The 20,633-nt window shown below is 49.4% G+C and carries 19 protein-coding genes; all 19 read right to left on the reverse strand.

Annotation, left to right across the window (positions count from 1 at the left end; translation table 11 throughout):
* Positions 1-49: 49 nt before the first annotated feature.
* The 19 genes from JSQ80_RS27555 to JSQ80_RS27645 all read right to left on the reverse strand — a co-directional run bounded on the left by JSQ80_RS27555 (position 50) and on the right by JSQ80_RS27645 (position 20,624).
* Positions 50-1,057, reverse strand: a complete 1,008-nt coding sequence (locus JSQ80_RS27555) for a hypothetical protein (protein WP_206097975.1) — start codon at positions 1,055-1,057, stop codon at positions 50-52.
* A gap of 661 nt (positions 1,058-1,718) precedes the next feature.
* Positions 1,719-3,386 (reverse strand): DUF5704 domain-containing protein, encoded by a 1,668-nt coding sequence (locus JSQ80_RS29625; protein WP_206097976.1) that lies wholly within the window; start codon positions 3,384-3,386, stop codon positions 1,719-1,721.
* 623 nt (positions 3,387-4,009) lie between these two features.
* On the reverse strand, positions 4,010-5,164 hold the full coding sequence (locus JSQ80_RS27565; protein WP_206097977.1) for a copper amine oxidase N-terminal domain-containing protein: 1,155 nt from the start codon (positions 5,162-5,164) through the stop codon (positions 4,010-4,012).
* A gap of 156 nt (positions 5,165-5,320) precedes the next feature.
* The gene (locus JSQ80_RS27570; RefSeq protein ID WP_206097978.1) at positions 5,321-6,292 is read right to left on the reverse strand and encodes a hypothetical protein; all 972 of its coding nucleotides are present in this window, start codon (positions 6,290-6,292) and stop codon (positions 5,321-5,323) included.
* Positions 6,279-6,830: a hypothetical protein gene (locus JSQ80_RS27575; protein ID WP_206097979.1), complete on the reverse strand. Its 552-nt coding sequence runs from the start codon at positions 6,828-6,830 to the stop codon at positions 6,279-6,281. The genes JSQ80_RS27570 and JSQ80_RS27575 overlap by 14 nt, the downstream gene beginning before the upstream one ends.
* Positions 6,831-6,841: 11 nt before the next feature.
* The gene (locus JSQ80_RS27580; RefSeq protein WP_206097980.1) at positions 6,842-7,219 is read right to left on the reverse strand and encodes a hypothetical protein; all 378 of its coding nucleotides are present in this window, start codon (positions 7,217-7,219) and stop codon (positions 6,842-6,844) included.
* 59 nt (positions 7,220-7,278) lie between these two features.
* The gene (locus JSQ80_RS27585; protein WP_206097981.1) at positions 7,279-7,749 is read right to left on the reverse strand and encodes an ABC transporter permease; all 471 of its coding nucleotides are present in this window, start codon (positions 7,747-7,749) and stop codon (positions 7,279-7,281) included.
* Positions 7,750-7,771: 22 nt separating this feature from the next.
* Positions 7,772-9,799 carry a GTPase SAR1 gene (locus JSQ80_RS27590; protein WP_206097982.1) on the reverse strand — a complete coding sequence of 676 codons (2,028 nt, stop codon included), beginning with the start codon at positions 9,797-9,799 and terminating at the stop codon, positions 7,772-7,774.
* On the reverse strand, positions 9,789-11,711 hold the full coding sequence (locus tag JSQ80_RS27595) for an ATPase, T2SS/T4P/T4SS family (RefSeq protein WP_206097983.1): 1,923 nt from the start codon (positions 11,709-11,711) through the stop codon (positions 9,789-9,791). Before JSQ80_RS27595 ends, JSQ80_RS27590 begins: the two co-directional genes overlap by 11 nt.
* Positions 11,708-12,544 carry an ABC transporter permease gene (locus tag JSQ80_RS27600; RefSeq protein WP_206097984.1) on the reverse strand — a complete coding sequence of 279 codons (837 nt, stop codon included), beginning with the start codon at positions 12,542-12,544 and terminating at the stop codon, positions 11,708-11,710. Before JSQ80_RS27600 ends, JSQ80_RS27595 begins: the two co-directional genes overlap by 4 nt.
* On the reverse strand, positions 12,531-13,265 hold the full coding sequence (locus JSQ80_RS27605; RefSeq protein WP_206097985.1) for a ParA family protein: 735 nt from the start codon (positions 13,263-13,265) through the stop codon (positions 12,531-12,533). Before JSQ80_RS27605 ends, JSQ80_RS27600 begins: the two co-directional genes overlap by 14 nt.
* A gap of 68 nt (positions 13,266-13,333) precedes the next feature.
* Positions 13,334-14,527: an SAF domain-containing protein gene (locus JSQ80_RS27610; protein ID WP_206097986.1), complete on the reverse strand. Its 1,194-nt coding sequence runs from the start codon at positions 14,525-14,527 to the stop codon at positions 13,334-13,336.
* Positions 14,524-16,050, reverse strand: a complete 1,527-nt coding sequence (locus JSQ80_RS27615; protein ID WP_206097987.1) for a serine/threonine protein kinase — start codon at positions 16,048-16,050, stop codon at positions 14,524-14,526. Before JSQ80_RS27615 ends, JSQ80_RS27610 begins: the two co-directional genes overlap by 4 nt.
* Before the next feature lie 189 nt (positions 16,051-16,239).
* Entirely contained in the window at positions 16,240-17,310 is a 1,071-nt protein-coding gene (locus tag JSQ80_RS27620) for an SAM-dependent methyltransferase (RefSeq protein ID WP_206097988.1), read from the reverse strand.
* A 41-nt stretch (positions 17,311-17,351) separates the two neighbouring features.
* On the reverse strand, positions 17,352-18,137 hold the full coding sequence (locus JSQ80_RS27625) for an ABC transporter ATP-binding protein (protein WP_087435526.1): 786 nt from the start codon (positions 18,135-18,137) through the stop codon (positions 17,352-17,354).
* A gap of 15 nt (positions 18,138-18,152) precedes the next feature.
* Positions 18,153-18,506, reverse strand: coding sequence for a thioredoxin family protein (locus tag JSQ80_RS27630; RefSeq protein WP_206097989.1), 354 nt, complete (start codon positions 18,504-18,506; stop codon positions 18,153-18,155).
* Positions 18,503-18,844 carry a cyclic-phosphate processing receiver domain-containing protein gene (locus JSQ80_RS27635; RefSeq protein ID WP_206097990.1) on the reverse strand — a complete coding sequence of 114 codons (342 nt, stop codon included), beginning with the start codon at positions 18,842-18,844 and terminating at the stop codon, positions 18,503-18,505. Before JSQ80_RS27635 ends, JSQ80_RS27630 begins: the two co-directional genes overlap by 4 nt.
* Positions 18,845-18,853: 9 nt before the next feature.
* Positions 18,854-19,768: a deoxyribonuclease IV gene (locus JSQ80_RS27640; RefSeq protein ID WP_206097991.1), complete on the reverse strand. Its 915-nt coding sequence runs from the start codon at positions 19,766-19,768 to the stop codon at positions 18,854-18,856.
* Positions 19,758-20,624, reverse strand: a complete 867-nt coding sequence (locus JSQ80_RS27645) for an Fpg/Nei family DNA glycosylase (RefSeq protein ID WP_206097992.1) — start codon at positions 20,622-20,624, stop codon at positions 19,758-19,760. Before JSQ80_RS27645 ends, JSQ80_RS27640 begins: the two co-directional genes overlap by 11 nt.
* Positions 20,625-20,633 lie beyond the last annotated feature (9 nt).

Consider the following 20,633-nt stretch of genomic DNA (forward strand, 5'->3'; position numbering starts at 1 on the left):
GTGTAACATAAAACCGCATAATTTGGAAAGAACTTCTTCCTTTGTTTCTTTAGTGAGTTCCCGTAACTTTGAAATCATCCGTAGAGGCTCGGTCGGCATGATAGAACAATACGTCGCCGTCAATAAGACGGAACTTGATTCCATAGGGATCCGCAAATTCATAGGCGAAGCCTTCAAGCTTCCATTGGTTCGATAATGGCGCGTCAATATATTGCAGATGCGGATGATTCGTCTTCCCGTTGCGGAGGGTCTCGATGTTAAAGTTTACAATCAGATAACCGTTCTGCAAAAAAAACGGAGCTGTGTCATCAAAATGAAACTGACGGCTCAGATCAAAACCTTCCGGGACGATATATAATTTGGAGGGCAAGTGATACTCGCCGTGCCATTGCTGAATAGACGCGAAGGCCCGCGAAGGATCCACTCCGTCCGGAATGGCGAGCGGTCCCAGGAACGTGCGCACCTCTTTCGGCAGTCTAATCGAATGATATCCGCCAATATAAGTCTCCTTCTTGGCCCGCTGCGCCCAATTCCTAATGAAAGCCTGTTGGCGCTTCGTCATCTCATTTCCGTGCAGGTTGTAATAGGCTGCGGCTGTGTCGACAATGGATTGTCCGTCCTGGTTGCGCAGCCGGGCGTCCAATATCATATTGCGCCTGACGGTATCGTGCTTCGAGCCAATCTTCACAAATTTGCGTTGAGCCGAGTGATAGTAGATGTCTACTTTTTGACGTCGCTTGCCTTCCTTGTCCACAAAATAAAAGGTTGGTTGGAGACGTATGTTGTCCTGCGGCCCGAACATATTTCCTTTCGTCTTCAGATCGAACTTGAACTGGTATCCCGTTTTTGTTGCGATATTTTTATAGCCTGAACTCGGATGACTTCCATGACGCACCGGCAGCACGTAGGGTAATTTATTGCCCCTTGGAGCCCCATCGATACCTCGCTCCCCTACCCAGTAATGCGCACCCGTATGCTCCTTGCTTCCCTTTTGCTTGCGAAATACCGTCTGTAGCGATAGGTAAGCGTTTGATGCTATCTCCGGCTTTTCCCTCACTCCGCACCGTACGTGAGTCTTTTAACTCATACGGCGCTCCATCTGCTCGCAGCGGAACATAATGTTCTTTCATGAGCAGACTTGGGGCTGTTCCTCCATACCCATTACGGATATTTCATCAGTCGCTCCCCTGCCCTCGCAAGGACAAATGCATTTCGGCTTGCGCCTTATAGCAACCGTCTAGGGTGACAGCCCATATTGCGGCGTTCCTTGCTTTCCAAGTCCTTTGCAACTTAGCTATCCATACCGGCCTTAGGTGCTGCCTATGAGCCTGTGGGGTGGATACCGCCTTTGTCCGGCATAGCGAATTTCCTAACTGGGATTCGTACTTTTCGCCGCCCACGCTAACTTGCGGTTAGCCGAATATGTTTCCATATCGTTTTCATCTAGACCCGTACATTCAGCAGTTCGTCAGTTCGATCCGAACATCCTCACCATAGCCAGCTTTTCAGCCGCCCGGCATATCCGTTGGCATACCTTCTCTAAGCAAGCGGCTCCAGCCTTCGTTCTGCCGACTCTACCTGTGCTTCGCACCCTGTAGCCTGTCACTTGCAGCGCACGCAGGAGTATTCGCGGGATGGCGTCGGTGTACATGGTTCCCTCATTTCCATCCTCAGTTGCAAAGTTAGGGTTATTTGATACCCCCTGCCTTTCGCATAGATTATCCGCTTATAGCAGAACTTGTCGCACCCCAATTGAAATCACTAATATCGGTAATTTTGAAATCGTATAACCTGCCTATCACTTCAACCGGAATCGTATCCATAGCCCGATGATGAACCAGCTCTGCATTGGCATGCCGTTGATCCGACACATTGGACGGCGCATTTTCTGCTGTCGACCGGAATTCGATCGTATACTCTCCCTCGTCCACCCATACCGGGAGATAAAAATCGGCTCTTTCTTGCGAAACCGAAATACTTATCCATGTATGTTTCGGAAAGAACAGGGATCGGTCCGCACTGAAAGTGTCAAATGGGAATTTCACTTCTTTGGAGCGAAAATACTTTTGGAAATCCCGCTCTCCATATCCCGGTATGTCTCGATGTTTACCCGTCGTCGGCATGTATACCGAGAACGGACGCTCCAATATGAAGGACGAACGGCTTAGATTCGGCTCCGTTTTTTGATTATGTTCTCTGTCGTCGGATGCCTTCGCATATATGATGACTGGCGTATGTATCGTAATCGGGTTTATACCGTATATCGGGAACTGTTGTTCGGAACCGCCATTGACATTGGTGGGCAGTGGATCGTAATAAATGGTGCCGCTGCTCGGAATATCATTGGCATTAACTTTATGTTTTTCTATAAGCAGGCGATCCTTGTACAACACATTCTTATTGATCGGATAGGGCTGCGGTATCTCTCCTGGCACGGGACCGCGTTCATCCGTCACATCTCCATTCATTACCGTCTTTCCGTTGAAGATAAGCGAATCATTGCGTACCTTTACCTCCCCGATCGCATTCTCAGCTGCCGACTTGAACTCGCCAGAGTAATTCGGCAAATTTTTGCCGACCGTTTGCGGCGGCAAAGTAATGGACCGTGGTTGCGGTTCGCCGGCAATCCCCCCATGTTGAGTTGCTTCAAAGTCAGGCGGTCTATAGCCGATTGGCTCCAATGTAACGCTGGCGTTGGGCAATGCTTCATTTTGCAGCTTGGCTTGACGGATTTTATAAACTTCCAAGTTGTCAATGACCCAGAATGAATATGGCCGCTTCACCGTAATCATTTCACTTGCCGTTTCTTCCGCTTCTATTTTTTCCGAAATTGTTTTTCCATCGGGACCTGTAGTGGATTCGAACCATATTTTCGTGTATGTCTTCGTCACAGGGACTTCATAGGTGCATGTCCCGCTCATTGGAACAAATTTATACTGGAATAAATAATGGAGAGCAACTGCATTTACATACAGCATCTCTGATGTTGGAATGCCTCTGGATACATCGAAGCGTTCCTTTCCCCGGCCGTCCGCCAAAATCTTTGCCGACACTTTTGGATCCAGTGCCCTGCCTGCGACTGGTTGTCCTGCTGATGGGGATGAGCATCTTCCGGCGGGATCTGGTCCTGGACGCGGGGGAGGCGGAGGATGCCCGCTTTCTTGATATACCCCGACCACATTCGTCCCACCAAGGCCAACCGTATAATTCCTTTGTGTCAGTGCCGGATTCGCATCCGGATCCCCTTCCTGCTGGAACCTTTGTTCGTTCGGCTTGCGGGCTCCTTGAATGTAGGATTTATAGATTTTGTGCCTTTTCCCTTTATAGTCTATCTCTTTTTCAAAAATATGAGAGATGGCAGAGCCGACAGGCCAATTTAAATGCACGGGCAGACTCTGATTTTCAATCTTTGTACGATTGATTTCCGAACCATCAGATAATTTGATAATGGAATATGACGGGAAAAAGGCAGAGTATTTGACTTGAATATCATAAAATTGCCCAAATCTGGTTTTGTCCCTCCACCCCTGTGCATTTTTAATGCTCCGTAGATCATAATATTCTGTTGGAAGCTTGGTTGTCCCATGATAAACATTGAAAATGGATGAAATATAAATGGTGTCTCCCTCTCGAATTCCTTCAAGACCAGCTTGCTCCAGTGCCATTGACGCAGTGGCTTCTGGAACTTCAAAGTAGGTTTCAACCATACCATTTCCGATATCTTTGTCAGCACCAATTTGTTGGAGTTCCTCAATAATTCCAACCGGACCCTTGGAACGAGGAGCACATTGAGTCTTGTATGGTTCACATCGAGGTTTACGGTGTATCATAAATCCTGTAGTTCTAAACCGAATATCCGTTACAGATTCTTGACTTTTTGTCTTAAAAGTAATCTTGCCATCCAAAGTCACATTAATATCTTCTGCTGCGTAACTCTTAGAAGCGAAGTAACCTAAAACAGACGAAATTAAAAATAAGAGGGTAAAAAGTTTCTTCATACAGCAAGACCTCACCATTTCCATTCCCTAACTACAGCATTATCTAAAAATAGACTTGGATTGGCACTGACCATTAAATCTGGTGTGTAATGAGAACCACCCACATTTGTGGAAAGTGCAATATCGGCGTATCCTTCATACCACATATTTTTTTTATACTTCGCAGGAAGTTTGCCATTATCGTTTTTGGATAAATGAAAGCTCATATCATATATAAGATTTTTGTATTCAATGAAGCTTATAATTCTAAATTGGTATTTAACTCTCATCCTATAAGTATCACCATCGCTATATACGATACTGGGCTCCGCAACTAGAACTCCTTCAACTTTAATTTTATTTTTCTTGGCCCAGTCCACATAAGTTCTCATCTCGTCGTCGCTGCCGAGCATATTCACATCTTTACGAACCTGTTTCGCCCATTTATAATCAATGGTGGAGTAATCCACGTTTAGAACCAATCCAAAGTATTCTTCAATCTTTTTCTTCCATGCATCCACATTCCTTCTGTTTATATGAGGTTGTTTAGATAATTCTGATACTTTTATAGGCTTCCCTGAGCTTCTTGTTTCCACATAAAAAGGAACTTCATACATCTCGTTTGGAATATCTTTCAAAATATACGGATAATCCTTATAGTTCTTCGGCAAGTTCGTCGTCCGAATTTCACGGCCATACTCATCCAGCTTCACATCCGCCTTTTCAACACCCGGAGTTTTAACATACACATAGTGAGCCTCCTTATCGAACTTGACCTCGGTTCCAAACGCTTCGCTTACGAATCGCAGTGGAACGAAGGTGTTAGTCCCAATCATCACCATCTGACTATCGAACGCAATGGCTTCACCGTTTATATACGCGGTCGAATCATTCACTTTCATCTCGATCCGTGTATTTTCTTTCTGAATCAATGCTTTCTTCCTTTTCCCATCCCATTTTACTTTTGCCCCAAGATTTTCGGAGACGGCACGCAATGGAACCAACGTGCGGGAGTTAGTGTCCATTATTGGCCTGGCGTCTTGAAATGGAATTTTGCTGCCATCTAGTACAATTTCAAGAGCGCGCTGGGCGGGATCGTATTGAAGAGCATATGCATTCGAAGTCAGGCCCGTAAAAGCAGCAATAGACATCGTCCCTGCAATTGCGACTGCAACTATCTTTTTCATGTGCGATTCCCTCTCTGTTCTCTCAAATTTTTCGATTCCTTTTATATGTAATGAAGTATTTGCACGCATCTCCCCCTTTACATAACTATCGCAGACTCAACTATCGATATATCACTCCCCAAAATTTACCTTAAATATTAATTTAAAACAATGAATCTAATTGCAGCCTTTCAAAAAATATCCATTTTTAGCCACCTCCTTCTCGCTAGAGAATATCTCTTCAACGGAATCCGGCGAACATTTACTCGGAAAAGCGTATTTAATGCCATTCATCGTCGTTCCGTAATAAAAACCCCACTTTAAGAGACGCGAACCCCCAAGCGCGTAATTGTTATACGTTCCATGACCTATCGGTAGCCCCTGCACAAATGCGAGGATGCCCACATCATCAACCGTATTATTCCATTCTTCACCGGAAATGACGGGCAACGTAAAGGTATAGGCCACACCGTTGCGGGCAGCCCATTCGTTATATGTATTGATCGCATCTTCCAGTTCACGTTGGATGGCATTCACAATCGTGGTCCGTCGAACCGCATCGAATCGCGCATCATCCTGCAGCAGCGAAATGGATGAAGCCGCTTTTAATTCACGTTGAAAGCCTTTTATCCATCGATTTGCGCCTGGCTGGTAGATTACAGTAAAATCATCCAATGTAAATGAGAATACATTGCCTTCTTCATCGGTATATACATAAGGAACTGTCGGTTTCCATACATGTTGGAGTCTCGCCTCTCCATTCGGGTCCTCAAACTCTTCCTTCGCATAGATATCGAATCTATCGTATCCAATGACCGCAATAGCCGGGATATAATGCTTTAACTGATTTTGTCCTATCGGATCGGCGAACAGATCGAAGCTAACATAAAGCGTATGAAAAAAGGCTTGAACCGCATCCGCTTGGCTCAGCACCAAGCGCTTGTCCGACTCGTACCCTTCTTCCGTCTCTCTCCAGATCGCGGAAGTGGTCAGCGTGAGCGCCGCATCGTTCACCGCATTGTCCAGCACTTGATTGTACTGGGCTTCGGTATGAAGCTTGAACATTTGTTCCTTCGCATGCAAACGATTGATCCAAAAGTAAGGCAGCATAATCAACACGAACAAAATGGAAAATTTAATAGTCTTCATTGCGAACCATTCCTCCTGCCGGAACGACAATCTTTTCCGTCGGTGCAAAGGATTGACTCAGCCAGCCCAACAGAACGGTCGCCTGCGTGCGATTCGTATTTTTTACCGTGACACTAAAATAGTCTCCAATTTTCAGCTTATACCGGCGATCGGACGCATCGAACGGTTGAGCATGCTGAGGAAAAAGAGTTTTTAGAATAGAAGCTTTATTGTTGAGCTGGTAATGCGTTAAGAAGTCGGACTTGAACGTATTCCGTTCTAGAGGATCCTCATAAATAGGATCATATTTCTTTTCATAATGAATCATATCGACGGCGAACATATTTCCCGTCCGTTCAATCTCCATCACGAATCGGTTCCACATTTCTGGCGTAATGATCCCCTTATCCCTTACCGTGTCTGCAAATTGGTTAACGCTCTTCATGACATGCATCGTTACGATATCGTCTTGTCTCTGAAATGACTCCAATAGCGGAAAAACAAACAGCAGCAATATGCTTAACAGGGCAGCCAGCAGCTTCAGCAGCGCATTAACCACACACTCTCCCCCTATTGATATATCATGCGCATGATTTCTCCGAGCTCATTTCGGAGAACTTGTACGTGATAGGTCTTTTGCAGTGGAATATTTTGGAGAGGCAATGCTTCCACATCTATTTCCGGTCTGTAAATGACGCCCTCGATGAGCAGTTCGACCCGCGTTTGCGGCAGCAATCGTATAGCATGGATGGCTTCAGCACCCGTTCGTCGCACCGAATCCGCAGTTCGAAGCGTTTGATGCACGTTGCGATCTTTATGCTGATTCCCAATATCGGCTTGAAAAATGGCAGCTGAAGAATCGCGGGCAAGCTGAATGGAAAGCGATAGGGCTGTTATGAAAAAAATGATAGCCGCAGAAAAGCCGATTAAAATTCGTGCGTTGTCCACATCTGCCTCCTAGCAATCAGGGCGGATCCGTCCAAAAGGCGCCCTTTTCCGTTTATTGCTTATTGCTGTTCGAACACAATTCCCCGCGTTACATTGCTCGAATCAACAATGATCTTTGCTTTGAACTTTCCGCTCGGGTTCACATAGCTGTCCTGCGACTCCATTTGTGCCAACTCGATATTTTCGTTGCGTTCCGATCCCGGAATCGTCCCGTTCGCAAGAACTTTGTATCCATAGTACACCCCATCCGATTTGCTCGCTTTATTTTTCCCCGTTATGACACGGATGCCGAATTGATCCTGCATATAAAACTTCCGAATTGCATTAATCACCTGCGAACCGCTCACCATCGTATTGTCGTATACCGTAAACGATGCTTTGCTTAACTCTGTTTGAATGGATGAAAATTCATTTTGAGCGGTCTTCGTCGCTTCCTGGGCAGACACGAACAGCAGCACCACAATCGTAATCAGTGCGATCGTTAAAAATATTCCTGCCGCCACCTTCAAAGCGGATTGAGCATTGTTCATGACTGATGTCTCCCCTTCTCGTTCATAATTGACGAATTTGTTCAAATGACGAGCGCATCTGCTCCGCGCTCATCCATACAAGCGGGACTACTAAATATAAAAATATGAGCGCATACATCGGCGCAAAACCGAACCACTGTCCCCAGCCTGCTTTCATTTCAATGCTTTTCTCGTAGTACTGCTTCATCATTTCTTGTTCATATATCCAATCCTGCTCGACATCATCGAACGCTTGCTGAAGCGGAATAAGGTCATGCGCCAATTCCAGCTTCTCTGCAAATCGGACAAAATCGGGATAAGGCACGTCAGATTTTAATTGCCGCAATGCCGTTTCTGGACCGCTCTCCCAATTCATTGCGCAGGTTCTCAGCGCTTGGCGGAAAAACATGGAACTTCGGCACATCCATTCCACGACCTGCTCAGCAGTCATCCGATCGAATGCGCGCAGAAGCAGCGTCAAGGATTGGAATTGGCTTAGCTCCGTCCGCATGTCAATATGCTGAAGGCGAATCCGAATGTGCAGCATCAGCACGGGAAAATGATAGGCCGCTATGCCTGCAAGCATAGCGATAGCGAATTCCCACCATTTCACATGGGCATTATGCAGTTGTGCCGTATATTGAGTAATAGCACTGCTTGCTTCATTCCGCCTATGCTCGTTCCCATCGGACCGCCGGGAATGGGAGAACGAATTCCATTTGTCTGTCACTAATAACTTCCTACTATCAATTGAACTGTTGTTCATCGACCTCTTGGCATTTTCAGCAGACAGTCCGAACGGCACAATCCGCTCCTGCAGCTGATGCCAAGACCATTGTGTCGATTGCCATTGAAGCATGAATAGAAGAACAAATCCGGTTACGACGGTTACACAAGCGCTTAACAAACGGCGACCATAAAAATACTCGAGCGGCATGCCCTCGTTGGCTTCATCCAGCAGCCGCTGCATCTTGCGCATTTGCACTGGATTGCATCGGGACAGCCATCGCCCCAGCAAACATCTCATCCCCTTAAATTCCCATAAATGCAACGTCCACCTCCGCTGCAGTCTTGAGTTGAACGATTTATGCCGCCATTGCAATTGTTGCAACAAGCGGTGACAGACGATTACAGTCAAGAACACCGTAAGCTGCAACAGCCAACCAAGCTTGCTCTTATAAAACCATTCCATGGCAGGGAAATAGGATTTGGCCCATTGCTCCAACGGATCTGTAAATAAAATCGGAATTACCGCTATCGCCTTCAAACCTCCAAGCAAATACTCCAGTTTAGAGCGCATTACCAATTCCAGCTGCATCTCACGGACAATCATCGATATCCCCTGCAAGTAGGAGGAGCCTTCCTTCTGCGTGGAATCTCCATATTCCGCAACCAAGCGCGACAAACCGGCAAAAAGCTTAAAATACCGGTTAGGCGCCGCTTCCTCATAAGAAGCAAGGGCTGCTTCAGGTTCAGAATCACTAACCATAACAATAAGACGCTGCAAATGCAGTTCTATCATCGGGTCTGCGGATTCCAGCGCTTCTTCCAAAGCAGCATCTACCATGCGATGGCGATGGTATGCATGCCTTACATCCGTGAAGGCGGCAGCAGTCTTCTTCAACAACTTGAATTCGGCTCGTTGAATGACATAATCTCGATATAACCCCTCTGCCACGCTTAGCACAAGGATCAACATGAACCACGACAGCACATCCTGATCAAAAGATAGAAAGACAGCGCCGGCCAGAATTGACGTCATTCCGCTTCCTAGCAATACCGCAGCCGTCTTCTCACGCAAGAGCCATTCATCGTACGAGTAAAATGGGGCTAGTTGCAGGCGAAGCGATGCTGCTTTTCGCTTTAAAAACGGGGTATGAACGGCAGCATAATAACATCGCCGCAGCAGCTTCTGTTTGTAATAGTTCGCCGTATCTGTCCCCCCATGCTGCACGGATGCCCGAGAAGTCAATACTTGTGATCGGGCCATGCGCCGCCCAATCCCCCACAGCACCCCCCACATGAGGATGGAAGCCGCCGCTATCCATATCAACCAGTTACTAGCCTGCAAGCGAAAACCCACCTTCCCGAGCAGCCCATTCACGGAAACGTCGCTTATCTTCCACAGTCATTTCTTTCTCCATCGCTTCTTGCTGGCGCATGGAGATCGGATGGACAAAGAAGTAGCGGCCGTGATGGTACTCCACAATGTTTCGATACTTGAACTGCTGCGTGCTGGCCAAATGGCGATGCAGCCGATCGGCAGACATAATAAAACGTTCCCATGTTGCGGGCATCATTTCTTCGGGTGCATCTGCTTCACCACTTGCATCATCAGTGAACCGTACAGGAATACATTCCGTAATTCGTTCAATGTAACGTTTTCCATCCACATCGCGGCTTAAATGAACATCGAAATGGATTGCGCTGGTTACCTGCTGCTCCGCGATTGATTCATTATGAAACATGCCCGTTTTCAAAAGTGAGTTCCGCAAAGAAAAGACTAAGTCCGGGAACGTCTTGGCATGATGCGTGAAAACAGTAAACAAGCTGGCTACTTGCGCCATCTGTATCATCCAAGCCGCCACCGGATCCGTGGCGACTTCACCTAAAATATGAACAGCCCCATCCGTTTTTTTCTGCACGTCCAGACCGGCTTGACCCGCGATTTGTTCTGTTTCCCGCAAAGTAAGCACATTGCGCTCTGGGTACAGTCGCCTTAAATGAAGCTCAAACGCCTGTTCCTGCACCCGAAGCGGGTAAAACGGATAAATCGCGCGAACCAACGCCATCAACAACGTCGTCTTTCCGGAGCCTTGCGCGCCGGTAATCGCAGTAACGCGGCCCCCCTTCATCAAATATTGGAGCAGCGTGATTGGAATATCCGCGTTGCTGTCCGTAATCAATTGGTCCAGCGAGATGGCTTCCATATCGAACTTGCGTACGAAAAAAGCCCATGATTCGGCAAACGGCGGCCGCAAAACGACAACCCTTGAGCCGTCCTTCATATGATTGACGCGGAATCCGTCCGCTTCAGTCAACGGTCCGGGCGCTTGATATTTGTAAATATTTTGGCACACTCGTTTCAGCTCGTCCTCGCTGCCGAATGAAAGGAACGCGAGCCGGATGGACTTCCCCTTGTAAAATATCCAGACGCTATCGCATGACCGAATCGGAGCTGCTGCTGTCCCTTCGGAACGATGTCGAGTTGTCTTCGTCATAACGTCTAATGGAAATGAGCGTCCGCTCTGGCTCATGGCATCCCCAGGCACTCCGTTTACTCCTCCCGAGACACCGTCTATGCGCATATCGCGTATTTCATCAATGACGGAAAAGCCTTTGTAACGCTGATACAACCGCTGCGCAACGATACGCAATCGATCTTCCGTCAGAAGCTGAATCCGTTCCTGCCTAAACGCGGCGTTCAGTTCTTCTGCCGTTACCACATAACTTGATTCCGAATCGGGCCCAGCCATCTCCGTTTTCAGCGCGTCCCATTCGTACCGTTGTATAAGTTCATGCAAAGCATTGTATTCATAACGCTTCTTATAGGAATACAGCAGCAGATCGAACTTATCTTGAGACGTCAAGCGGCTCGGGTCGTCAAAAGGAATGAGCCGCTCAACATCCTCTTGGGTGAGCTTGATGTGATTGGTTACAATATCGGCAATCCATTCTTTAATATATTCTTTGTCCGCAGGATCCCCGCTGCAGCAGCTGCGAAGCGCTTTCTTCAAGGCAAGGCGCCGCTGCATTTCTCGCTTGAATTCCTCCTCGTCAACATAAAAATCCATGACGAGTTCATTCGTCCAAGCAAGAAAGGTCTGCTTCATGACTTTGTCGAGCTTCTCCCACGACCATTCATGATGCTGCTTCGCGAAAGGCGCGGCTTGCGATGTGCGGCGCAAGCGCCAGCATAACCATACAGCACCCCCGCTAAACAGCAGCGCTATCAGCAGCATATTCCATTCAGCGGCGTTCATCCCGGCATTTCACGCCCCTTCGCGCCTGATTGGCGGTGGAATCCCGATTCATCCATGATGAATCGTGCCAGACGTTGTTGTTCCGCCATAAATAAAGATCGCTTCCCTCGCTTATGCTGCATCGATAGATGCATGAACCAAGCGAGCAGCCTTTTCTCATCGGCTGCATTGCGGTATGCAGCGGAATAAGGCATTGTGAACAAGGGCTCGCTTAGCTTGTATTGCCGCTTCACATTAGCTGAATTCAAGCGCGCAGCCGCATCGTACATCCCCAACACATAAGCTGAAGCATTCATTTGCCGCATTCGGAATACTTCCTCCAGCAATCGCCGGACCTGCGGCAGAACGATAATCGTTCCTGCGAACCCACTGCCACCGTTTGCATTGTGTATTTCTGCAGCAGCTGCATCCTGCTCATCGACATCCCACAGCACGATGTCATAACACTTGCCGGCCGTCTCCATCACTTTGGACATCAGGTCAATTCTGAGCCTGTTATCTCCCCCTTCGAAGCCGGGAATGATATCCAAACGGTTCATGACTTGCACGGCGCAGCTGACGAACAACTTGGCATCGAGCTGCCGGTGCTCGTACAAGCGAAGCAGAGAGCGCCATCCATTCGGAATCTTTAACGGTTCGTCTGCAACAGCCATCGGCATTATACTGGACGGGAACAATGCTTCCACACTCTGCCCTTTCTCCTTCATGTGGACCAGCAAGACGTTCACGTTATGGTGCCATGCAAGGGTCATCCCTGCACATGCGGTCACCGCTGTAGCCCCGCACAATCCCCTTCCGCTGGAACGGATTAACCAATGTTTACATAGCTGCATAGCGGATACGCCCTTTCTTTCCCGTCTTTAAGCAACGCCTCCATACTTTGTCGGGCAATTGACCGGTGAAGCATTCCGTTAAAGCACGCCACGCCTTCTTCGTCGAGCGCATATACGAGGCCGCTTCAAACCGGCCCTCATGCTCATGCCCCATTTGTGCGGCCCAATCCTGTTCCCCTTCCACAATGGCGATGGGCTCTCTTATCCAACGATGTGAAAAGCCGGAATGATACAGCTCGGCAATAAATGCGGCTTCCGCATCAGGTTCGACGGAACGAAGCTGAAGGGAGATAAATTCAAGCGGCTCCCCGTTATCATGAAGCTGAACCGCCTGCAGCCATTCGATATTTCTGTATAGGGCGTAGCGTTCCAACGTATGCGTCATGAACCGTATATCCGCTGCCCGCCATTGCTTCGCATTTCCAAACGCGGAACGGTCCGTATCGATGATGACATCGTCGTACAAGCTCAAATCTCCACCGTGACGCTCCAACCCTTGTTCCATATCAGCCCAATTCGTTGTATTGCACATAACGTCAATGCCGTTCCAGCTCAATATGGAAATGTGCCGTTTCTGCTGTAATCCGGTATAATACCCCAACCGCTGCGTCATCGTCGCGTCAACTAACAGCACTTTGCGCTCCAACCGGGTCAAAAAGGTTGCTAACGCTATAAGATGAATGCTTTTGTCGCATGCGCCGATAAATATTCCTTTTGCCAATCTTCTCCCTCCGTTTTTACCTTCTATTAGGAAAGGTTATTTATAAATAGTGGATGCTCGTACAGAAATTAAGGATTATTGTTATTCAACAAACTCGGATTCGGAGCTGATGTCATCTCCTCATCGGCTTCGTCAGCCGCTTCATGCGGCATCGCACCCGCGCCGTTCTTGTGGGACGCGCTTACCCTATCCCCCTCCTGCCTTGGTTCATTCCTCCCCTGCCGAGAATCAGGCGAATTGAACTCGGTTCCTCCTTCATGCTCATTAGAGGCCGGGGCAACTCCAACGAATGGAGAATTCCGCTTGGCTTCCGCCGCATTGCCGGTAAATGGGGCGTAACCCGAAACGCTGGCGGGATTGCCACCTTCCGTCCCTTCCGCCGCTATCGCTGAACCGGGAGCATGCGACGTCCTTCCGTTCCTGACTCCATCCCGCTCTGAACTGTTGGCATTCTTCTGCTTCTCCCAGCCTTTCTCCATTTGCTGCCGAACGGCTCGCGCCAAGGCGGTATCCGCCTTCTTCACGATATTGGGATTGGATGCAACCAGCTCCAGCACATCGGCATTAGCGGGATAGTTCGGCACCGCTTTCTTCTGCAGGTGAGGTTCCACATAACGGAGCGCATAAATTTGGCCACCGTTGCGATAAGCGTCAACGCAAGCGCTGGAGAACATCAATCGTTCCTGCTCATCTAACTGCATCCAGATCGTGGGCAGTTGAATCCGCATAATCGCTTTTTGCGCAAGGACGACGTAATCTGACCCATTCGGGAAGCGAATTCGGACATCCACGGCATCTCGTTCTGTTAACGACAGCGGCAATTGAATGACCCCCGTCTCAATCCACCGCATGTCATCTGCCAGCACCGCTTCCTCATACAGCATCGAGAACAAAATTGGCATCTGCGCGCTAACATCGATTTTTAATACTTTTCCGACAATATTATCCGGGTGGTTCAATCGATCTCGCGGAACGGCGTCTGCAGATACCTCGATCCTCGCGATGTCTTGCGAGCCGATTCGCTTGCCTGCCAACAGCGGCTTCTTAAACACCCAGACAGACTCCCTTTCCTTCTGCTGCTCATCTGCAAGCTTCTTCAAACGGTTGATTTCTTGTTCGTACCCCGACCTTGTCGTCTCGTTTCGGATATCGTTGTTCTTCAGAGCCCAGTAGTGATAAGCAGCAGCGAGAAGACCGGCTGCCACCGCGCCGCTTATGGCGGAAACCAACATTTGCTTCGTTCTTCGCGTCCACCGCTTCAACTCCGCCCCCCTCCTTTGCCAAATTTTCTGCCACCCATCCATCGGCTAAGCCGGTAAAGCAAGTTCGCACCTTCACCCTCAAGCTCTAAAATGCAATCCAGCCACCGGCTAGATTGTTCATCCCATGCGAAGGGACTTGCACGAACCGGAACAGACACTTCTCCGCGGCAATATTGCTTCAGGCTGCGCTTCGCGGACATTCCTTCACATGGAAAGAGATTAGCTATATACCAATGACGGAACTGCTTCGATTCGAAGAAGCTGACAATCGGATCTAATTCCATTCTTCGCCACGGCGCTTGGCTTCCAACGAGCACAGGGACTTGGGCTCGCATAAATTCGTCAATTCGTTCACCCGAACGGTAACAACCTAAATCAAGCACGATGTAATCGAATTGTCCCATTAATGCGGGCAGCCGATCCTCGCCATTTTTCCAGCAGTAGCAATGAAATCCAAACAACTTCGTCTTTTCCTTGATAGGAGTCAGTTCATATTCGCCTTCGCAATCTGCCGCTAGCGCGTTAATCGTCGTTCCACTTGCCGGATCGGCATCCACATAAGCGATTTTGCCCAGATTGCGCTTCCCAATCTGATATGCGCACATTAACGAGGCGTGGGTCGTTCCGAGGCCTGGAGCCGCTCCGAGAAAAGCAATGACGACGGTTGATTTCCCCCGGCGGAGCGTGTGGCTGGCTGATGCCTGATTCGGATATTCCTGCTTCTTGACCGGGATGTACTGCCGCAGCTCTTCCAGCAGCTCAGCCGCCTTCTGATAACGATCCTGCGGCTGCTTCGCCAGCAGCTTCATCATGACGGAATAGAACGATGCCGGGACATCGTCTTGGAGCATATGCTTCTTCAAGCTTTGCTCGCCGCGCGATGTGCCTGCCGTAAGAATATGTCCCAGCAGCGCTCCGACTCCGTACAGATCCGTTCGGGCGTCGCTCTGCCTGCCTTCATATTGCTCCGGAGCCGCGAAGCCTATCGTTCCGAGCTTCACCGTATCGTGCGCATTGGCGGTATTCACATTTCTCGCTATGCCGAAATCGATTAGCTTCACCTGGCCCTGCTTCGTAATCATAATGTTGGACGGCTTCACGTCCCGAAATATAATCGGCGGCTCCTGTTCGTGCAAATACGATAGCGCTTCGCATACCGGGATGGCGATCGCCACTATTTCCTGAAAAGACAAGGACTTCCTTCTTAATCGCTCCGCTAAAGTCTCGCCTTCAATGTACTCCATAACGAGATAGGCTCTTCCCCCCTCATCCGGCGGGAAGAAATCGACAATGAGCGGGAGATGCGGATGTCGAAGCGCAGTCAGCAGCTTCGCTTCATGTATGAGTTGACGCACATCTTGAGATACCGGCTTCGATTCCTTCACCGCCCATTGCTTCCCGCCCAATCGTTCATCACTGGCCAAATAGACGACACTCATTCCGCCTGCGCCGAGCATTCGCCCGATCCGATAACGCTCATGCAGGAGCTCCCCGGGCCGCAGATGCGCATGAAATGGTTGCAAGCAATCCCCTCCAGACAACACAAAAAGCACCCTGAAAACGAACCTCAACGGTCGTAATCAGGGTGCTTCCCTGTGTAAGCATATGTTTTGATGCTATTGTAGTAGAATCGTTCGCGCTTGTCCAGTGTTTTTCAGAAATTTATGGAATTTGCTGCTGATTCCGCAATCTTACACGGATAATTTATTCTATTAATATTTCATCATATAAAGCGTAATCTCGTCACGATTGTGGAACAACTGCTTTGCGCGCAAGATTTGCATATGCTCGCCGAACATTTCCGTTACATCCCGAATGGTCTGCAGCGGCTTCTTATGCATCAGCTTCACCGTTACAATTACCGTTCCTCCTGGAATAACGGAATCCAGCAGTTGGATCACGAGCTTAGCCGTCACTTTCGGACTCCAGCTCATATCACAGATGAGCAGATCGAATTCATGCGGCTCAAATGCGACCTCCCCTGCATTCTTGCCGTAATAGCTCAGACGGGGATGGTCCATTAAGCTTGGATGCATCTTGGCCGGATCGACAGCCGTCACATGGACCCCACGCTCTAGCAGGAGACTCGTCCATCCTCCCGGCGCCGCGCCGACATCGAGCGCATTCCGATACGCTGCGAAATCAAGCCCGAATATACGCTCTGCTTCCAACAGCTTGAATTTGGCGCGCGATACTTGACCTTCTTCGCGCTGGAAGCGGATGGCGCCGCCAGGCCAGTCAGACCCCGCTTGCGCAGGCGTCACTAGGCCGGCATACACCATGCCCTCATGAATGAATACAGAGATGATGAGATCTGGATTCTGAACGGCACCAACCGCGCCGCCCGCCTCAGCAGCTGCCTTCAATGCATCGCGCAGCGCTTTGTCCTCCGCGGCATTCGACGCGCTGGAGCGGACGTGTACGGCGACACGTGTCTGTTCAAGCGCTGCTTCCGCTTGTTCGAATAGCTTGTCTGCTAACGAGCTTGCTGAAGCGGAAAGCTCATCATTCATGGCGGATTCCTCTACAACGGCATGCACGGGTTGAATATGCCTGATGAAGATGGCCGGCTGTCTCTCCAGAAGATTCAGCACCTCATGCTCATCCGCAGGCAGCTCCATCAATGCTGTTTCACCTGACACGAGCATACGGCTTTTTAGCTGTCCGAAGCTTCTTCTCAATTCTTCCTGCGCATAAGAAATAAATCCGTGATTTGAAGTAATCACCCAATGCGAGTATGGATTAAAATGTTGTTCCAACTGTATTTGATGTAATGGCTCCAAGTAGGTTAAACCTCCAACGTTCGTTCGAATTCTTATATAAATTAATGCCGCTGCGCGTGATTATGATGAACTCGAATCCACGGGCGATCGTCCACCCAATCGACTTGAACCGGCAAATCGAAAGTTGCCGCGAGCAAATCCGGCGTCAGCACTTCGTGCTTGCGTCCCGATGCGACCATCCGTCCCTCATGCAGCAGGGCGACATGCGTAAACAGCGGCACGATTTCCTCCAAATGATGCGTGACGTAAATGACGCTCAGCTTGCGTCCGGACAGTACCCGCAAGTCCTGCAGCAGCTTTTCTCTTTCATGTAAATCCAGCCCCGAGCAAGGTTCATCCATAATGAGCAATTCCGGCTCTCCCATTAGCGCCCGCGCAAGCAAAATCTTCTTTCGTTCCCCTTGCGAGCATACGCCAAGCGGCTGATCGGCCAAGTGGCCGATATGGAGCTCTTCCAGGAGAACATGCGCTTTTGCCTTCACGTCATCAGGTATTTCCTGATAGAACCGGAGCCATGCATATGCGCCTGTCGCGACGACTTCCCACACCGGGTCGCTCAGCGTTAATTTCTCGACAAGGGACTGACTGATATACCCGATTTGCTTGCGAACTTCCCGTACGTCACAGCGACCATATGTATGTCCAAGCACCTCGACCGTTCCTTTGGAAGGAAACTGGTATGCCGTAATCAATTCAAGCAGCGTCGTCTTGCCCGAACCGTTGCGGCCGAGCAGCACCCAATGATCGCCTTGCTCCATGGTCCAATTCACATCATTCAGAATAACACGTTCCTCGCGTTGAAACCAAATATTGCGGAGATTAACCATTTGTTTCCCAACCTCTCAATCGTTCATATAGTGCGTTTGAACAACCTCATAAAGATAGGATACCGAATGAAAAGCATAAATTTTGCTTGGCTCTTTACCGGCATCAACGTGCTCTCGACTCCACACCAATAAGCATGGCACGCTTTCAATTTGATATGCGCGAACCAGTTCTGGGACATATTGAATAGGCACGGAGGCAATTGTCACTTGCGGGCAAGTCTGTTCGACGATATGCAGCATACGCTCTGCAAGCCGGCACGTTCCGCACAATGGACTGTGCACATATAAAGCATTCCACAGCATATTGGAATGCTTCCCTGCATTATCCGATAGAATGTGTCGGCACTCCGCCGCAGTCAGCGCAATCATTGCTTGTCTCGTTTCACACGTGCCATAACATCAGGAGACATCGGCCCATTGATCAGCGCAACTTGTTCCGGTTTATTTTCATACAGCATTTGGTACATTTGCTGTCTTCCGATCGCGCTCGACGTGTGCAAATAGATTTCCTGCTTCGGATATAATCTCCGCCGCACTATCTCGCTGACAAGCTCCGTACCAGTCGGTTCGCCCATGCCCAAATCATGATCCAATGATAAAATGCCGACTTCCTCATGCTCTAATAAAAGCAGACATTCCACCATATTGCGGGCGAGCACAAATCCGTCCGGACAGCGACGCCAATCATCCAAATAAACATGTATCATCGTTTACGTTCACTCCCTCCGCCCCAATCCTTGCCGCAGCATTTCCCATTCCGAGTCGTGCCGGCCGTTCCCATCGCCGGGCGTCTCTAATATAAACATTTTCCCTTGCAATTCGTCTGCTGACAGCAGCCGCTCGAACGCCTCCATACCGATGCAGCCTTGCCCCACATTGGCATGCCGATCTCTGCGCGAAGCGTAGCCGTCTCGTGAATCATTCAAATGAACGGCGTGAACGTGTGACCAGTAATCAAGGGCGCTTCCGTTAGAGAGCAGCGTTTTTGTCTCTGCCGGATTCCACAAGCCGCTCGCAAACGCATGGCAAGTGTCAAAGCAAAAGCCGACAGATGCCGGCCGGCTGCTTAGCTTGCGAATCTGCACAAGCTCTTCCAACGCAACTCCCATGCCGCCATGGTTGCCCGCCTGGTTCTCAATCAGCAGCAGCGCTTGACCGGACCAGACGTTCAATACGGTATTCACCGTACGGATAATATTTTCGTACCCCCGCAGCACGGCCTTATCCATGCCAGTCCGGCTGCCTTTGTATGCGCCGAAATGAACCACGGCCCCTACAGATCCGCAAGCTTCCGCAATCATGAGATCATTCAACAGCGACTGTACCGTGGCCCGAAACAGCTCGGGAGCCTCATCGGCATCAACGGCCAGATTGGTTGGATACGGCGTGTGTGCCACAGATCTGATGTTGTATTTTTCTCCATAACTTCGGGCGGCCAGAGCGTCAGCTTCAAATCCTGTCTTAACGGATAAGCTTCGCGGATTTTTGCTGAAATATTGATAACAGCCCAGCCCTGCTTGTTCTTGTAATTGAATCGCCTGCTGAGACGCCTGTGCGTATCCTCCCCGCAATGATAAGTGACAACCGTAGCACAGAGCGGCGGAACCGTTGTTGATTCCGCTATTGTTCATGCGCAGGAATTTCCGGTTGGCACTGCGGACAATAATAGGCAGGACGGCGCTGAATCAGCATTTCCTGTATCAATGTGCCGCAGCACGGACAAGGTTCCCCCGCCTTGCCATGTATCGATTTGTCCGGCGCTTCCCCATCGTTTTGCATGTCATCAGCCAGACCATGTATGCTCACCGTCCCATTTCCCCCCTGTTCGATCGCTGCTTGCAGCACATTCACCATGGCGTGGTACAGGCGGTTCCAATCCTCATCCTGAAGCTGATCCGTACGGATGGACGGACGCAACCCTGCCGCAAAAGCAATGTCATCGGCAAAACGGCTGTCGATGCCGACGATGATATTCGGGTTCATTATTGCCGTTTTTAATGTGGAGCGGCGCTTCGCAAAGAGCTTTTTGTATCGCTCTGGCGTTAATTGACGTGACAAAGGGTCGGGACCATGATCTTTTTGCTGTTCATCCAGCTCTTTAGCGGTAAGCCACAGGAATTGACCTGTGCGCGCGCCATGAATCGTTACGATCGCATTATCGGCAGTAAGCGACAATTGCGCTTTCCGATTGCCTTCTGCGGCCGTGCCTGGGTCTGGCTGCGCTTCATCGTAACGCTGCTCCATGTGCATATGGCTTCCTTGAGATGCGCGAAGCAGCAAACGCCGGCCATCGTCCAAATGAAATATCAAATCCGTTCCTCGACGTTCAACGTACAGGATTTGACGGCCAATCACACCGTCCTTCAAAGCGTCAAGCGTTGTATTTAACCAAGATTCCCGCTGTACGTCCAGATCGCGTATGCGCTGACCAACCACATGCTGTTCCAGCTTCTTGCGGTACCCTTCGATTTCCGGAATTTCCGGCATCGAGCATCT

Origin of the sequence: Paenibacillus apiarius (assembly GCF_017052585.1) — a bacterium.
Taxonomy (GTDB): domain Bacteria; phylum Bacillota; class Bacilli; order Paenibacillales; family Paenibacillaceae; genus Paenibacillus_B; species Paenibacillus_B apiarius.

Bases quoted from the DNA above. Each gene is read 5' to 3' on its own strand.
- JSQ80_RS27565 (WP_206097977.1), bottom strand. From the start codon at position 5,164: ATGAAAAAGATAGTTGCAGTCGCAATTGCAGGGACGATGTCTATTGCT.
- JSQ80_RS27570 (WP_206097978.1), bottom strand. From the start codon at position 6,292: ATGAAGACTATTAAATTTTCCATTTTGTTCGTGTTGATTATGCTGCCT.
- JSQ80_RS27585 (WP_206097981.1), bottom strand. From the start codon at position 7,749: ATGAACAATGCTCAATCCGCTTTGAAGGTGGCGGCAGGAATATTTTTA.
- JSQ80_RS27595 (WP_206097983.1), bottom strand. From the start codon at position 11,711: ATGAACGCCGCTGAATGGAATATGCTGCTGATAGCGCTGCTGTTTAGC.
- JSQ80_RS27600 (WP_206097984.1), bottom strand. From the start codon at position 12,544: ATGCAGCTATGTAAACATTGGTTAATCCGTTCCAGCGGAAGGGGATTG.
- JSQ80_RS27625 (WP_087435526.1), bottom strand. From the start codon at position 18,137: ATGGTTAATCTCCGCAATATTTGGTTTCAACGCGAGGAACGTGTTATT.
- JSQ80_RS27630 (WP_206097989.1), bottom strand. From the start codon at position 18,506: ATGATTGCGCTGACTGCGGCGGAGTGCCGACACATTCTATCGGATAAT.
- JSQ80_RS27635 (WP_206097990.1), bottom strand. From the start codon at position 18,844: ATGATACATGTTTATTTGGATGATTGGCGTCGCTGTCCGGACGGATTT.
- JSQ80_RS27640 (WP_206097991.1), bottom strand. From the start codon at position 19,768: ATGAACAATAGCGGAATCAACAACGGTTCCGCCGCTCTGTGCTACGGT.
- JSQ80_RS27645 (WP_206097992.1), bottom strand. From the start codon at position 20,624: ATGCCGGAAATTCCGGAAATCGAAGGGTACCGCAAGAAGCTGGAACAG.